We start from the raw sequence: 13,485 nt of genomic DNA on the forward strand, positions 1-13,485 counted from the left end.
GGGATCATGACCCAGGCGCAAGAACAAATCCGCGAGACCCCGCTCGAGACCATCGACCTTCGCCACGAATTCGCCGACCTCGGCATCGGCGACGTGCTCGACCAGCTCGATTCCGAATTGATCGGCCTGAAACCGGTGAAGACCCGCATCCGCGAGATTGCATCGCTGCTGCTGGTCGAACGCATCAGGCAGAAGATGGCGCTGGCGACGACGTTTCCGACTCTGCATATGTCGTTCACCGGCAACCCCGGCACCGGCAAGACCACGGTCGCGCTGCGGATGGCCGGAATCCTGCATCGGCTCGGCTTCGTGCGCCGCGGCCACGTCATCAGCGTCACGCGCGACGACCTCGTCGGCCAATATATCGGCCACACCGCGCCGAAGACGAAAGAGATATTGAAGAAGGCGATGGGCGGCGTGCTGTTCATCGACGAGGCCTATTACCTCTATCGCCCCGAAAACGAGCGCGACTACGGGCAGGAGGCGATCGAGATCCTGCTGCAGGTGATGGAACAGCAGCGCGAGGATCTGGTGGTGATCCTGGCCGGCTATGGCGACCGCATGGAGAAGTTCTTCCAGAGCAATCCGGGCTTCCGCTCCCGCATCGCGCATCACATCGACTTCCCGGACTATTCGGACGGCGAACTGCTCTGGATCGCCGAGCTGATGTTGCAGCAGCAGAATTATCGTTTCTCTCCCGAAGCACGCGAGGCCTTCATCCGTTACATTGCCGTGCGGAAGGAACAGCCGCTGTTCTCCAATGCGCGCTCGATCCGCAACGCGCTCGACCGCATCCGGTTGCGCCAGGCCAACCGGATCGTGGCGAAGCTCGACCGCACGCTCACCGCCGACGATGTGATGTCGATCGAGGCCGGCGACGTGCTTGCCAGCCGGGTGTTCGTCAAAGGCGCCGGTGCGCCGGGCGAGGGACGATGAACGAGGCGCTCGCCGTGATCCGGTCCGCCGGGATGCGCGACATCATTGCGAGCGCTCGCGCCTTGATCTTCGATGTCGACGGCACGCTCGCCGAAACCGAGGAGGTGCACCGCCGCGCTTTCAATGAGGCCTTTGCCGAAGCCGGCCTCGATTGGTTTTGGGACCAGGTCACTTATGCGCGGCTGCTTCGGGTGGCCGGCGGCAAGGAGCGCATCCGCGCCTTCGACCAGCGCAACGCGGTCCCAATGCTGACATTCGCCGAGATCGCCGACCTGCACAGGATCAAGACCGCGCGCTACGCCGCGCTGATCGCCGCCGGCGGTTGTCCGTTGCGGCCGGGCGTCAGGGCCTGGCTCGCCGGCGCGCGCAGCCGCGGCCAGCGCCTGGCGATCGCAACGACCACCTCGCATGGCAATATCGATGCGCTACTCTCGGTTTCGCTCGGGCTGGACTGGGCCGATCAGTTCGAGGCGATCGTTGCCGGCGACGACGTGCCGCGGAAGAAGCCGGCGCCCGATGTCTACACCGAGGTCCTGACCCGGCTCGGGCTCGGGCCGGGAGATTGCGTCGCCGTTGAGGATTCCGGCAACGGCCTTGCTGCCGCGGCAGGCGCCGGTATCCCCGTCGTCATCACCCGCAGCACCTATTTCAGCGACGACGATTTTGCCGAGGCACTGCTGGTCGTCGACGATCTCTCTGACATCGATGCCTGAAGGCCGCTGCCAGTTTCGGCAAATTTATTCGTGTTGTTAAATAAATGGAGCTTGCGTCCATAGCAGGGTAGGGGCACAATCCCACCGAAGGTTGCCAAAACTGGTTTCGTGCGACCTGGAGAGCTATGAGACTTGTCGACAATTCCAAACGGCGCCTCGCGATCCTCCACATCCCCGATCAATTTCTTCGGATAATTAAATAAATGGCCAGTCGGTGCTTGCATCCGTGCGGTGGGAGCAACATCAATCAAAGGGCGCAAAAAGCAGGGCCACACCGCCGGAGGTTCTGGCGGATGCTGGCGCTCGCCAACAATTCCGGGAGATGGGCGCCTCAAGATCATCCACGTCGTTCCTGCGTCTTGTTCGTTCCACGGCATGACTCGCGGATGAACCGGGCATTGCGGGATCGACATGGCCGATCGTGCGGAGTGAGCATTGGCGCTGTTGACGGGTTCGATCGACATTCCGCAATTTCGGTTCGTGACGGTCCCGGCGCCGGTCTGACACCGCCGTAGATCTGCGGTCCGCCCACGAATGATAGCTGCCGATTGACGCTGTCCACGGCAAACGGAATCGCAACTCAAAGAAAACGAGGGAGTGAAGCATGTTCAAATTGAAGACCAGCTTGTTTGCGCTCGCGCTGGCCGGCCTTGCCGCGACGGTGTCGGATCGCGACGCCATGGCCCAGAGCAAGCCGACCATCGGCATCGCGATGCCGACCAAATCCTCGGCACGCTGGATCGACGACGGCAACAACATGGTCAAGGTGCTGAAGGAGCGCGGCTACGGCACCGATCTGCAATATGCCGAAGACGACATTCCGAACCAGCTCTCCCAGGTCGAGAACATGGTGACCAAGGGTGCCAAGGTGCTGGTCATCGCCGCCATCGACGGCACCACCTTGTCCGATGTCTTGAAGCAGGCCAAGGCCCAGGGCATCACGGTGATTGCCTATGACCGTCTGATCCGCGACACCCCCAATGTCGACTATTACGCGACCTTCGACAATTTCCAGGTCGGCGTGTTGCAGGCCCAGTCGATCGAGAACGCGCTCGGGCTCAAGGAGGGCAAGGGGCCCTTCAACATCGAACTGTTCGGCGGTTCGCCCGACGACAACAATGCGTACTTCTTCTACGACGGCGCGATGTCGGTGTTGAAGCCCTATATCGACAGCGGCAAGCTCGTGGTCGGCAGCGGCCAGACGGGCATGAACAAGGTCGCGACGCTGCGCTGGGACGGCGCGACCGCGCAGGCGCGGATGGACAACCTGCTCAGTGCGTTCTACGGCAAGAAGCGCGTCGATGCGGTGCTGTCGCCCTATGACGGCCTGTCGATCGGCATCATCTCCTCGCTGAAGAGCGTTGGTTACGGCAGCAAGGACCAGCCGATGCCGTACATCAGCGGGCAGGATGCCGAAGTCCCCTCGATCAAGGCGATGCTGCGCGGCGAGCAATATTCGACCATCTTCAAGGATACCCGCGACCTCGCCAAGGTGACGGCCGACATGGTCGACGCCGTGTTGAGCAAGAAGGACGTCAGCGTCAACGATACCAAGACCTACAACAACGGGGTCAAGGTGGTTCCGTCCTATCTCCTCAAGCCGGTCGTGGTGGATAAGACCAATTGGGAGAAAGTCCTGATTGACAGCGGCTATTACAAGCGCTCGCAATTCGACTAGGGCTGACAGGCGGGTGAGCGGCGGCGAACCGCGCCGGGGACGATCGACGCTGCGGGACATGATCCGATGACGGCAATGCTTGAGATGCGCGGCGTCAGCAAGAGCTTTGCCGGCGTGCAGGCGCTGCGCGAGGTCAGCTTCACCGTCGAGGCCGGGCAGATCCATGCGCTGGTCGGCGAAAACGGCGCCGGCAAGTCGACCTTGATGAAGGTGCTGAGCGGGGTCTATCCGGCAGGAAGCTACGATGGATCGATCGTGTTCGACGGCGAGGAGCGGCGCTTCCGCGACATCAACGACAGCGAGGCGCTCGGGATCATCATCATCCATCAGGAGCTGGCGCTGATCCCGCTGATGTCGATTGCCGAGAACATCTTCCTGTCGCATCCGCCGTCGCGGTTCGGCGTCATCGACCGCAACGCGGTGCATAGGCGGACCGCCGAACTGTTGGCGCAGGTCGGCTTGCGGGAACCGCCGGACACGCTGGTCACCGACCTCGGCGTCGGCAAGCAGCAGCTTGTGGAGATCGCCAAGGCGCTGTCCAAGCGGGTGCGCCTCCTGATCCTCGACGAGCCGACCGCAAGCCTCAACGAGGCCGACAGCGCCGCCTTGCTCGAGCGGCTCCTGGCCTTCCGCGAGCAGGGCATTGCCTCGATCCTGATCTCGCACAAGCTGAACGAGGTTGCGCGCGTCGCCGACCGCATCACGGTGCTGCGCGACGGCCGCACCGTCGACAGCATCGACTGCCGGACCGAGCGCATCGAGGAGGACCGCATCATCCGCAGCATGGTCGACCGCGATCTCGCGCACCGCTTCCCCGAGCGGAAGGCGGAGATCGGCGAACCCGTGATGACGGTGGAGAACTGGTCGGTGTATCACCCGCTGCATCCCGAGCGGCAGGTGATCAAAAACGTCGACTTCACGCTACGCCGCGGCGAGGTGGTCGGCATCGCCGGCCTGATGGGCGCCGGCCGCACTGAGTTCGCGATGAGCTTGTTCGGCCGCGCCTGGGGTACCAACGTCTCTGGCAAGGTCCGCCTCGATGGACGCGAGGCCGATCTGTCCAGCGTGCCGGCCGCGATCGATGCCGGCATCGCCTATGTCACGGAAGACCGCAAGCAGCTCGGGCTGATCCTTGCCGCCGACGTCCGCAAGAACGTGACGGTGGCGAGCCTGCGCCAGGTGTCGGAGCGCGGCGTGATCGACGATGTCGCCGAGCTGAAAGCTGCGAGCGACTACCGCACCCGGATGCGGATCCGCTGTTCCGACGTCTACCAGGCGACCAGCGATCTCTCGGGCGGCAACCAGCAGAAGGTGGTGCTGTCGAAATGGCTGATGACCGATCCGAGGGTGCTGCTGCTGGACGAGCCGACGCGCGGGATCGACGTCGGGGCCAAATACGAGATCTACTCCATCATCAACGAGCTGGCGGAGGCCGGCAGGGGCGTCGTGGTGATCTCCTCGGAGATGCCCGAGCTGCTCGGCATCTGCGACCGGATCTGCGTGATGAATGACGGCGCCTTCGTCGGCGAGTTCGCAAGGCACGATGCGACGCAGGAGAAGATCATGCGCGCCATCATGCGCAATGTCAGAATGTCCGAACGCGGCGCCGACGAAGGGGCGGCACGCGCCGGAGGAGGGGCGCCATGACCGACAAGACGGTATCACTTTCCGAGACCCCCAGGCATTCCGGCTTCATCAAGAACAATCTGCGCAACTACGGCATGCTGCTGTCGCTGCTCGCGATCATGCTGTTCTTCGAGATCGTGACCGACGGCACGCTGTTGCAGCCGCTCAACCTCACCAATCTCGTGCTGCAGAACAGCTACATCGTCATCATGGCGCTCGGCATGCTGCTGGTGATCGTCACCGGGCATATCGATCTTTCGGTCGGCTCGGTCGCGGGCTTCGTCGGCGCCGTCGCGGCGGTGCTGATGGTGCGTTACCATGTCAGCTACCCGATCGCCTTCGTCGCCTGCCTTTTGGTCGGCGCCGCGATCGGCGCGGCCCAGGGCTATTGGGTGGCCTATTTCGGCATTCCGTCCTTCATCGTGACGCTGGCGGGCATGCTGGTGTTCAAGGGCCTCGCGCTTGCGGTGCTGCAGGGCCAGTCGGTCGGGCCGTTCCCGCCGACCTTCCAGAAGCTGTCGTCGGGCTTCATCCCCGAACTGTTCCCGAGCGCCGGCACGCTCTATCCGACGTCGCTCGCGATCGGCATCGTGCTGGCGTTTGTCCTGGTCCTGGCCACCGCCAGGAGCCGGGCGCGCGAGCAGGCGCACGGCATCGCCGTCGAGCCCTATGCGTTTTTCATCGTCAAGAGCATCGCGCTGGCGGGTGCGGTGCTCTACTTCACCTATCTGATCGCCTCGCATCGCGGCCTGCCCAACGTGCTCGTGATCATGACCGCCTTGATCGCGCTCTATGGCTTCGTCACGCGGCGGACGGTGATCGGGCGGCAGATCTACGCGGTGGGCGGCAATGCCAAGGCGGCGAAACTGTCGGGCGTCAAGACCGAACGGCTCACCTTCTTCACCTTCGTCAACATGGGCGTGCTGGCCGCGCTCGCCGGGCTGGTGTTCGCAGCCCGGCTCAACACCGCGACGCCGAAGGCCGGTCTCGGCTTCGAGCTCGATGTGATCGCGGCCTGCTTCATTGGCGGTGCGTCGGCTTATGGCGGTGTCGGCCGGGTCGGCGGCGCGGTGGTCGGTGCCATGATCATGGGCGTCATGAACAACGGCATGTCGATCCTCGGTATCGGCATCGATTATCAGCAAGTGATCAAGGGTCTCGTCCTGCTTGGCGCCGTCTGCATCGATGTCTACAACCAGCGCCGCTGACCGCCACGCAGTCACAATTCCACGGCAGGATGCCGGCGCATGTCAAACGGCTTGCTCGGTGTTGTCCTGGCTTTCGCCGAGACGACACCGACTCTCCCCACGGAGTTGCGCTATTTTTGCTGGGGGGCTTGCGCCGTCGGGCAAATCAGTGATTGGCGATTTCGGCGGGAGCATCGAGGAATGGCAGATGCCTGATGCGGCGCACGACAAGGATGGCAACCGCCGCAGCGGCGATCGGTGCCAGTTGCAGGCCGTTGGCGCCCGCAGGCACCATCGCGAACGGCGTCAAATAAAGCGCAGCGAGAGCGAGGCGTTCATAGGGCAGCCAGCCCTGCGCAAGCGCCTGCGCGATCAGCCACGCACCCGGGATCGCCAGGATCACGACCTCATAGTTGCCGAGCGACGGCACGCACAGGCCGGTCATCGCCACCATCAGCGCGATCTCGGCGGCGCCGCCGGGACGTTTTCGCAGCACCAGGATCAGGACGGCGATCGCGATCGCGGCCGTGGTCACCTGGACGAGCCAGGCCGCGCCGCTGGATCCGCCGGCCAGCCTGACCGCGGCATAGGGACTGGCGAACTTCTCGAAACCGGGGCCGCCGCCGAGGCTCCAGGCGCTCGCCTCCGGCAGAACCGCAACGAATTTGATCCACGGGTCGATCCCGAAGAGGGCGGTGGCCGCCAGTACAAGCACGAGCGTCGTTGCGGCCGCCGCGGCGAGCGCGCGCCAGCGCCGCGCCAGGATCAGCACCAGCGGCGCAAGCAGGGCGATCTGCGGCTTGTAGCTGAAGCAGCCGAGCAGCACGCCAGCGATCACCGGATAGCGGTCCAGCGTGGCGGCCGATCCGCCGAGCAGGGCCGCCGAGAACAGCGAATTCTGTCCGAACAGCGCGCACACCCACACGGCGGGAAAGGCGAGCGCGGGAACGACGGAGCCGCGCTCGAGCATGGCTCTCACCGCGGCTGCATAGGCGGCGCCGGTCGCGACAATCCAGACGACGGCGGCCGTTGCAAAGGGGACCAGCGCGAAGGGCATCCAGAACAGCAGCGACGTCGGCGGGTAGAAGAACGGTGCGTAGGTGTTCTGACCGAGTACGGCGGCTACGGCGGCGCGGCCCGTGTCGCCATAGGCGTCGCCGGCGCGGCCTTCGAGCGCGAGCTTTGCCGCCGTCCAGAACGCTGCGAAATCATGGCCGACATCCGTCGTCGGTGCAGCCCATGGGATGATCGCGATGCAGCCGATGAACAGGACGAGAAATACGCGGGTGAAGGCGGTGACACGGTCAGCCGTGAGCCAGTCGGCCTCACGCAGCGCGGAGACCAGCGCGCCCGCGCCGGACCGCGGTGAATGCGCGATTGCCGCCTGCGGCCGACTTGTGGACGCGCTTGACATCCGGCCGGTGGTTGTGCGCGGCATCACAGCGCCACGATCCGCGTCATTCGCCGCGAGGTGACGCGCGGCGTCATCAGCGAAGGCCAGCCTGTGTCCCTCGAGGTCCGACTTCTGCGACATCGGCCGCTTCATCCCAATCGCGTCGTGCACGCGCAACATTTGGATCAAATCGTCTAAGGTTGCGTAAACCCGATCGTTGCAATTGGCCGCGGCGCAATCGGAACCGATGATCGACATTGCCCCTTGTCCGCGGCCTGTCACGCCGGGCATGGTAAATGAACCCGCAACGCCGGCGGAGCGCGCGGCGTTGGATGCGGCGCCCGACGGTCAAGTTCCGCGTTGCCTTCACGGGCCGCCGCGCCGCGCGCGGCCTTGCAAAGGATTCTGGCGTGGCCCGCCGAAAAGGTGCTGATGGCCCATGGAACGCCAGTCGAAAAGGATGCGCCGGCATTTTTGCGCCGCGCGTTCGCGTGGCTCTCGGCGTCATGATTTCATCGCGGATGCGGCGTCGTTGCGGATCAACCAGCTGAGCGGAAATGCCGCGGCGACTGCCGCGTTTCGCGCCGGATCAGCCGGCGGAGGGTCGATGGCTCGGCATATCCAACCTTGCCCGCGATCTCTTCGACCGAAAGGCGCGTGGTCTCGAGCAGCGACCGCGCCGTCTCGATCCTGATGCGTTGCACGAATTGAATGGGCGACACGCCGCAGATCGCCTCGAGCCGTCTGGCAAATGTCCGTGGCGCCAGCGCGACGGCAGCGGCGACGTCCCCGATCGTGAAGTCGCGCGCGATGTTGCTGCGCACCCATTTCTCGGCCCTGGCGACCTTGGGGTCCTGGCTGGCAAGATAATTGATCGCCATGAATGGCGCCTGCGAATGCCGCTCGCCGAGCAGCAGGTAATTGGCGCAGCCCTTGGCGAGCGCCGGGCTGCCGAAACGCGTGATCACCGCTAGCATCAGGTCCATCTGCGCCATCGCCGCGCCGGCGGTTGCGATCGGCCAGTCGGCCACCACCATCCGCTCCGTCATCAGTTCGACATTCGGATAGCGTTGCCGAAACAGCGGCGCGAACCACCATGTGGTTGTCGCTCGCTTGCCGTCGAGCAGGCCGGTCTCCGCCAACAGGAAACTGCTGGCGCATGACGCGGCGAGCATCGCGCCGTTCGCGAACGCCGTGACCAGCATGTCGCGGGCGTGCCGACATGCCGGTGTCGCCAGCTTCCGCTCCAGTTCGCCGGCCGATGCCGAGCCGAGTCCGGGAACGATGACGAGGTCGGCGCCGCGCAATCGGCCGGCGTGCCGCCTCGGCCCATAACGCAGCGTCGTCACCTCGAAGCGCGCGCGCTTCGTCGTGCTGATCCGGTTGGCGATGGCCAGCACGTCGTGGGTGATGGCGGCCGCCGACGCGAGGCAGCCGTCGATCTCGACAACCGCGACCTTGGTCATGTCGTAAAATTGGCCATGTCATAAAATCCGCGATCAATGTCATTTTTGACACTAGCTGCCGGGCCGGAAAATCGCAACTCTGACGCCGAGACGCTGCCGATCCCGATCAGGAGGACCGCCGATGCCGAACCGGCCGATGACCCAGGACGATCCGCTCGAGGATTTCGAGCGCCGCCAAATTACCCTCGATGGTGCCGGCAAGACCGTCCATGTTGGCGGCGCAGGTCCTGCGGTGATCGTGATGGCGGAGATGCCGGGCATCAGCCCGCACGTGGCGCGCTTCGCCCGCTGGGTTCGCGATGCCGGATTCACCGTCTATATGCCGTCGCTGTTCGGCCGTGACGGCGCTATTGCGAGCGCGGAGGAGGGTGCCGCGGTGTTTCAGCGCGCCTGCGCCAGCGCGGAGTTTCGTGCGATGGCCGCAAACCAGTCGAGTCCCGTGACGCAATGGCTACGTGCGCTGGCGCGATTTGCCCATGGCGAATGCGGCGGTCCGGGCGTCGGGGCCATCGGGATGTGCTTTACCGGCAATTTCGCGCTCACCATGATGCTGGAGCCGTCGATGCTGGCGCCGGTGCTTTCACAGCCGTCATTGCCATTGAACGATCCGGCGGGCATCGAGATCGCGCCGGAGCAGGTCAAAGCGGTGCGCGAGCGGCTGGAGCGCGAGGACCTGACCGTGCTGGCGTATCGCTTTGAGGGTGACAAGTTCTGCATGGCGCAGCGCTTTGCGGCCTATCGCGAGGCGCTCGGCGACCGATTCATCGGGCGAGTGCTTCCCGACAGCGCTGCAAACCGCGATGTGCCGCCGTTCTTCCGGCATTTCGTCACGACACCGCACAGCGTCGTGACGGTGCATCTGATCGACGAGGCCGGCCAGCCGACCATCGCGGCCCGCGATGAGATAACGGCGTTTTTCAGGCAGCGGCTGTCAACTGCGAGCGGATGAGCCCGGCCGATCGAAATAGGCGAATGCGGCGCTCGTCAGGCTGCCCAGCAGGGACCAGAACACCAGGCTGGTCAGCGTGACGGCGACCACGAACTGATGCGACAGGGACGAAGGCACGTTGGTCTCGACATGTTGCAGCTCGGGCGCGCCGATCAGATGCGGCAGCATGATCAGGACCACGCCGGCGATGGCGGCCGGCATCGAGCGCCGGAACACGATCAGTCCGAGGCCGGCTGCGGTCGCCAGCACCGCCGTCACCCACCAGATCTGACGCGAGAGCAACGGAGCGGTGGGGACGCCCGGCAATTCAGGCGGCAGTCCGAGGCCCGGAGCGATGGTGAAGACGGCAAAACCCGCAAGGCCCCACATCAAGCCTTCATGCCACGAGATCTCCTCGCCGGTCGCGCCGCTGCGAACTGCGAGAAAGCCGCAGAGCAGAAGCGCAAAGCCGATCGCGGTCAGGATGTTTGCTCCCGCGGTATAGACGTTGCGTTCCAGACCGTCGCGCGGCTCCCAGGCCTCCGCGGCATGATCATGATCCGCATGATCATGGACGAGGATCGCCTGCGGTGGCGCAGCGGCTTCGTGCTTGTGCGCGGCCGTCTTCTCATAGACCTCGGCCCTGAGGATCAGGGGAACGGTGCCGAATTGCTGGACCGCGGTGACGATCAGGCCGACGATGAACCCGGCAATGACCGACGAGAAGACGATCGAGCGAAACGTGCTCATGCAAAGGCGGTCAGTGGCAGGGGAAGGCGTTGGAATGGCGCACGTCATGCGCGGCGTTGTGGATCACGTCGATGTGCGAGAAGCCGACCACGCCGACGATGAACAGGCCGAGCGTCATGGCCATCAACGACTGCGCAAGCCGTCCGACCTGTCGGGTAGCGATCGGCAGCGTGACCTGAGCTTGAGTAACCTGGGTTTGCGCGGTCTGGGACTGGCTCATGGTCGTTCTCCACATTCGATTTGATCGGCTTCTAGCAGCTTTCGGGTGATGTCGCGACTGGTAAGATGCAAATTTGTTCCAAGGGGAATGCGCTTGCGCTCGATCTTGGCGCGTGCGGCTGCCTTGAAGGCTTGTTCAAATCGCCTGAAATGGGCGAGACATGCGTCCGCCGTCGGATCGGTGCCAAGCAGCGTGCGAAAGGCGCCCCGATGCACTGCGCAGATGGCGCGGTGCTCCGGGACGGGAAAGACCAGCGAGGCGATGTCGGCGCGCCAGTGCGCGTCACAGCTTGAGGTGCGGTCGCCGGCAGGGGCCCGGTCAGCGTCGGATGGTGAATTCATCCGGACCTCGCCGCGATTCCCACTTGGCCTGTTCGAGCTCCGGACGGTCGCATTCGGTCTGGGGGTAACCGATGCAGAGATAGCCGATAAATTTCCAGGAGTGCGGGATTTCCAGAACGTCATGAATGCGTTGTGGATTGAGGATCGATACCCAGCCGATGCCGATGCCTTCGGCGCGCGCGGCAAGCCACATCGAGCAGATCGCGGCCACCACGGAATATTCCGACGTCTCCGGCATCGTCGCGCGGCCGAGACCGGCGCCGATCTGGTCGGTCTTCTCGGCAAACACGGCGAGATGGCCCGGCGCTTCCTCCAGGCCTGATAATTTCAACGCGGCATATTTGGCGGCACGCTCGCCCGAATAGGACCGCAGCGCATCGGCGTTGCAGGCCCTGAAGTCGTCGATGACGGCGCGGCGTCGTGCCTCGTCGTCGACAATGACGAACCGCCAGGGCTGGCTCAGGCCGACCGAAGGCGACAGGCAGGCGATCTCGATCAGCCGCTCGATCGTGCCATCCGGCAGCGGATCGGCCCGGAACCGCCGCACGTCGCGCCGCCACACGAACAGTTCGTGCAGTTGGCGGCGAAACGTATCGTCGAATGAGACCATCGCGGGGCCTTTGGCAGGATCGATCTCGGACTTCATTTAAGCTTCATTGGCAGGCCCGCAACGACGAACTCGACCTCGTCCGCGATGCCGGCGATAGTCTGGTTCATGATTCCCGCGGCGTCGCGGAAAGTCCGCGCCAATGCATTGTCCGGCACGATGCCGAGACCGACCTCGTTGGTGACCAGTACGACCGGGCCGTGCTGGCGCGACAGCGCATCCGCCAGCCGCGTCACTTCCTGCGACCAGTCGCGCCCGGCATGCAGCAGATTGGATAGCCAGAGCGTCAGACAATCGACCAGCCTCGCGCCGCCGCCATCGGTCTCGGACAGCACTTCAACGAGATCGAGCGGCACCTCGCGCTCGATCCAGTCGCTGCCGCGCCGCGCGCGATGCTTGGCGATCCGCTCATTCATTTCCGCATCGAGTGCCTCGGCGGTCGCGATATAGACCGGCTGTCCCGGAAAGCTGCGCGCACGAAGTTCGGCGCGTCGGCTTTTGCCGGACCGGGCTCCCCCCGTGATCAGAATGACGGCCATATCATCTCCTGTGCGACCGGTACGCACGTCGTTCACAAACGCTCTAACCACCAATCGCGGAGAAAGACAAAGCCGAAATCCGTCCCGGAGGGCTTGCGCTCGGCCGATGTCTTGCGCATCAGGGGGATCGCGGCGAGGAGAGGGTTGCGTGGGTTTTGCGGGAGCGATGGCGGTGGCGATGGCGGTGGATGCCTTGATCGGCTGGCCGGCGTGGCTGTTTGCCCGCATCGGCCATCCCGTGAGCTGGCTCGGCCGGCTGATCCATCTTGTCGACAGCGCATGGAACCGCGCCTCCGATCCGCCGGCGTTTCGGCGCGGGGCTGGCATTGCGGCTGCGATCCTCGTGATCGCGCTGGTGATCGCGCTCGGTTGGACCGTTCAGTCCGTGCTCGCATCCGGATGGGTTCGCGTTGTCCTCGTCGGTGTCCTGGCATGGCCGCTGGTTGCCGCGCGTTCGCTGCATGACCATGTCGCCGCGGTGGCAAATCCTCTTCTATCCGGCGACATCACAGCCGCGCGTTCGGCGGTCGCGCAAATTGTCGGGCGTGATCCGGCGACGCTCGACGACGCCGGCATCGCGCGCGCCACCATCGAGAGCCTCGCCGAGAATGCATCCGACGGCATCGTGGCGCCGGTGTTCTGGGGCGCGCTGTTCGGCCTGCCGGGGATCCTTGGCTACAAGGCGATCAACACACTGGACTCCATGATCGGTCATCGCACCGAGCGGCACGAAGCCTTTGGCTGGGCGGCCGCCCGGATCGACGATCTCGCCAATCTCGTTCCAGCGCGGTTGACGGGTCTTCTGTTCGTGCTGCTCGCGCCGAACCGTTCGCAGGCGTGGTCATGCATGTTGCGCGATGCGCGGCGGCATCGCTCGCCGAATGCCGGCTGGCCGGAAGCCGCGATGGCCGGCGCGCTCGGCGTCCGGCTCAGCGGTCCCCGCATCTATCACGGTCACATCGCCGATGAGCCCTGGCTGAACGAGGGGGCGCGCGATCCGGCTGGTGCTGACGTCCTCACCGGGCTGAAACTCTATCGCTACGCCATGGTGCTGTTGGCTGCGGCGTTCGTCGCCCTGGCGCTGGCGTGAAGGAGCGACGC

General features: G+C 64.8%; 15 protein-coding genes. 7 read left to right on the forward strand and 8 right to left on the reverse strand.

Translation table 11 applies throughout. The features are described 5' to 3' along the window. Positions 1-6: 6 nt before the first annotated feature. Positions 7-936: a CbbX protein gene (gene cbbX, locus XI02_RS16905; RefSeq protein WP_018270796.1), complete on the forward strand. Its 930-nt coding sequence runs from the start codon at positions 7-9 to the stop codon at positions 934-936. After that, positions 933-1,649, forward strand: a complete 717-nt coding sequence (locus XI02_RS16910) for an HAD-IA family hydrolase (protein WP_018270797.1) — start codon at positions 933-935, stop codon at positions 1,647-1,649. Before cbbX ends, XI02_RS16910 begins: the two co-directional genes overlap by 4 nt. Here XI02_RS16910 and XI02_RS16915 read toward each other — a convergent pair. After that, entirely contained in the window at positions 1,580-2,113 is a 534-nt protein-coding gene (locus XI02_RS16915) for a hypothetical protein (RefSeq protein ID WP_129964932.1), read from the reverse strand. The two genes, XI02_RS16910 and XI02_RS16915, sit on opposite strands and share 70 nt — an antisense overlap. A gap of 140 nt (positions 2,114-2,253) precedes the next feature. Here XI02_RS16915 and chvE point away from each other — a divergent pair, with 140 nt between their 5' ends. The 3 genes from chvE (at position 2,254) to mmsB (ending at position 6,161) form a co-directional block, all read left to right on the forward strand. Then, on the forward strand, positions 2,254-3,327 hold the full coding sequence (chvE, locus tag XI02_RS16920) for a multiple monosaccharide ABC transporter substrate-binding protein (protein WP_018270798.1): 1,074 nt from the start codon (positions 2,254-2,256) through the stop codon (positions 3,325-3,327). A gap of 66 nt (positions 3,328-3,393) precedes the next feature. Continuing rightward, the gene (mmsA, locus tag XI02_RS16925) at positions 3,394-4,974 is read left to right on the forward strand and encodes a multiple monosaccharide ABC transporter ATP-binding protein (RefSeq protein WP_018270799.1); all 1,581 of its coding nucleotides are present in this window, start codon (positions 3,394-3,396) and stop codon (positions 4,972-4,974) included. Then, complete coding sequence (mmsB, locus tag XI02_RS16930) at positions 4,971-6,161, forward strand: multiple monosaccharide ABC transporter permease (RefSeq protein WP_018270800.1); 1,191 nt, start codon at positions 4,971-4,973, stop codon at positions 6,159-6,161. Before mmsA ends, mmsB begins: the two co-directional genes overlap by 4 nt. Before the next feature lie 145 nt (positions 6,162-6,306). On the opposite strand, the gene XI02_RS16935 is transcribed toward mmsB, so the two are convergent. Beyond that, positions 6,307-7,674, reverse strand: coding sequence for a glycosyltransferase family 87 protein (locus XI02_RS16935; protein ID WP_172648126.1), 1,368 nt, complete (start codon positions 7,672-7,674; stop codon positions 6,307-6,309). 398 nt (positions 7,675-8,072) lie between these two features. Then, positions 8,073-8,999 carry a GlxA family transcriptional regulator gene (locus tag XI02_RS16940; protein ID WP_069278827.1) on the reverse strand — a complete coding sequence of 309 codons (927 nt, stop codon included), beginning with the start codon at positions 8,997-8,999 and terminating at the stop codon, positions 8,073-8,075. A gap of 121 nt (positions 9,000-9,120) precedes the next feature. Between XI02_RS16940 and XI02_RS16945 the strand changes: the two genes are divergently transcribed. After that, positions 9,121-9,948 (forward strand): dienelactone hydrolase family protein, encoded by an 828-nt coding sequence (locus XI02_RS16945; protein WP_069278826.1) that lies wholly within the window; start codon positions 9,121-9,123, stop codon positions 9,946-9,948. Here XI02_RS16945 and XI02_RS16950 read toward each other — a convergent pair. The 5 genes from XI02_RS16950 to cobU are packed head-to-tail and all read right to left on the reverse strand — an operon-like array spanning position 9,931 to position 12,384. Then, the gene (locus tag XI02_RS16950) at positions 9,931-10,677 is read right to left on the reverse strand and encodes a CbtA family protein (RefSeq protein WP_069278825.1); all 747 of its coding nucleotides are present in this window, start codon (positions 10,675-10,677) and stop codon (positions 9,931-9,933) included. The two genes, XI02_RS16945 and XI02_RS16950, sit on opposite strands and share 18 nt — an antisense overlap. 10 nt (positions 10,678-10,687) lie before the next feature. After that, entirely contained in the window at positions 10,688-10,897 is a 210-nt protein-coding gene (locus XI02_RS16955) for a CbtB domain-containing protein (protein ID WP_038376083.1), read from the reverse strand. Continuing rightward, complete coding sequence (locus XI02_RS16960; protein ID WP_051110090.1) at positions 10,894-11,238, reverse strand: hypothetical protein; 345 nt, start codon at positions 11,236-11,238, stop codon at positions 10,894-10,896. Before XI02_RS16960 ends, XI02_RS16955 begins: the two co-directional genes overlap by 4 nt. After that, the gene (gene bluB, locus XI02_RS16965) at positions 11,216-11,848 is read right to left on the reverse strand and encodes a 5,6-dimethylbenzimidazole synthase (protein WP_069278848.1); all 633 of its coding nucleotides are present in this window, start codon (positions 11,846-11,848) and stop codon (positions 11,216-11,218) included. The genes XI02_RS16960 and bluB overlap by 23 nt, the downstream gene beginning before the upstream one ends. Before the next feature lie 32 nt (positions 11,849-11,880). Further along, complete coding sequence (gene cobU / locus XI02_RS16970) at positions 11,881-12,384, reverse strand: bifunctional adenosylcobinamide kinase/adenosylcobinamide-phosphate guanylyltransferase (protein ID WP_018270805.1); 504 nt, start codon at positions 12,382-12,384, stop codon at positions 11,881-11,883. Between the two features lie 148 nt (positions 12,385-12,532). On the opposite strand from cobU, the gene cbiB reads away from it, so the two are divergent. Next, complete coding sequence (gene cbiB / locus XI02_RS16975) at positions 12,533-13,474, forward strand: adenosylcobinamide-phosphate synthase CbiB (RefSeq protein WP_026192561.1); 942 nt, start codon at positions 12,533-12,535, stop codon at positions 13,472-13,474. Positions 13,475-13,485 lie beyond the last annotated feature (11 nt).

The organism is Bradyrhizobium sp. CCBAU 21365 (genome assembly GCF_015291305.1).
Lineage (GTDB): Bacteria > Pseudomonadota > Alphaproteobacteria > Rhizobiales > Xanthobacteraceae > Bradyrhizobium > Bradyrhizobium elkanii.

Bases quoted from the DNA above. Each gene is read 5' to 3' on its own strand.
- cbbX (WP_018270796.1), top strand. From the start codon at position 7: ATGACCCAGGCGCAAGAACAAATCCGCGAGACCCCGCTCGAGACCATC.
- XI02_RS16910 (WP_018270797.1), top strand. From the start codon at position 933: ATGAACGAGGCGCTCGCCGTGATCCGGTCCGCCGGGATGCGCGACATC.
- XI02_RS16915 (WP_129964932.1), bottom strand. From the start codon at position 2,113: ATGTCGATCGAACCCGTCAACAGCGCCAATGCTCACTCCGCACGATCG.
- chvE (WP_018270798.1), top strand. From the start codon at position 2,254: ATGTTCAAATTGAAGACCAGCTTGTTTGCGCTCGCGCTGGCCGGCCTT.
- mmsA (WP_018270799.1), top strand. From the start codon at position 3,394: ATGACGGCAATGCTTGAGATGCGCGGCGTCAGCAAGAGCTTTGCCGGC.
- mmsB (WP_018270800.1), top strand. From the start codon at position 4,971: ATGACCGACAAGACGGTATCACTTTCCGAGACCCCCAGGCATTCCGGC.
- XI02_RS16935 (WP_172648126.1), bottom strand. From the start codon at position 7,674: ATGTCGCAGAAGTCGGACCTCGAGGGACACAGGCTGGCCTTCGCTGAT.
- XI02_RS16940 (WP_069278827.1), bottom strand. From the start codon at position 8,999: ATGACCAAGGTCGCGGTTGTCGAGATCGACGGCTGCCTCGCGTCGGCG.
- XI02_RS16945 (WP_069278826.1), top strand. From the start codon at position 9,121: ATGCCGAACCGGCCGATGACCCAGGACGATCCGCTCGAGGATTTCGAG.
- XI02_RS16950 (WP_069278825.1), bottom strand. From the start codon at position 10,677: ATGAGCACGTTTCGCTCGATCGTCTTCTCGTCGGTCATTGCCGGGTTC.
- XI02_RS16955 (WP_038376083.1), bottom strand. From the start codon at position 10,897: ATGAGCCAGTCCCAGACCGCGCAAACCCAGGTTACTCAAGCTCAGGTC.
- XI02_RS16960 (WP_051110090.1), bottom strand. From the start codon at position 11,238: ATGAATTCACCATCCGACGCTGACCGGGCCCCTGCCGGCGACCGCACC.
- bluB (WP_069278848.1), bottom strand. From the start codon at position 11,848: ATGGTCTCATTCGACGATACGTTTCGCCGCCAACTGCACGAACTGTTC.
- cobU (WP_018270805.1), bottom strand. From the start codon at position 12,384: ATGGCCGTCATTCTGATCACGGGGGGAGCCCGGTCCGGCAAAAGCCGA.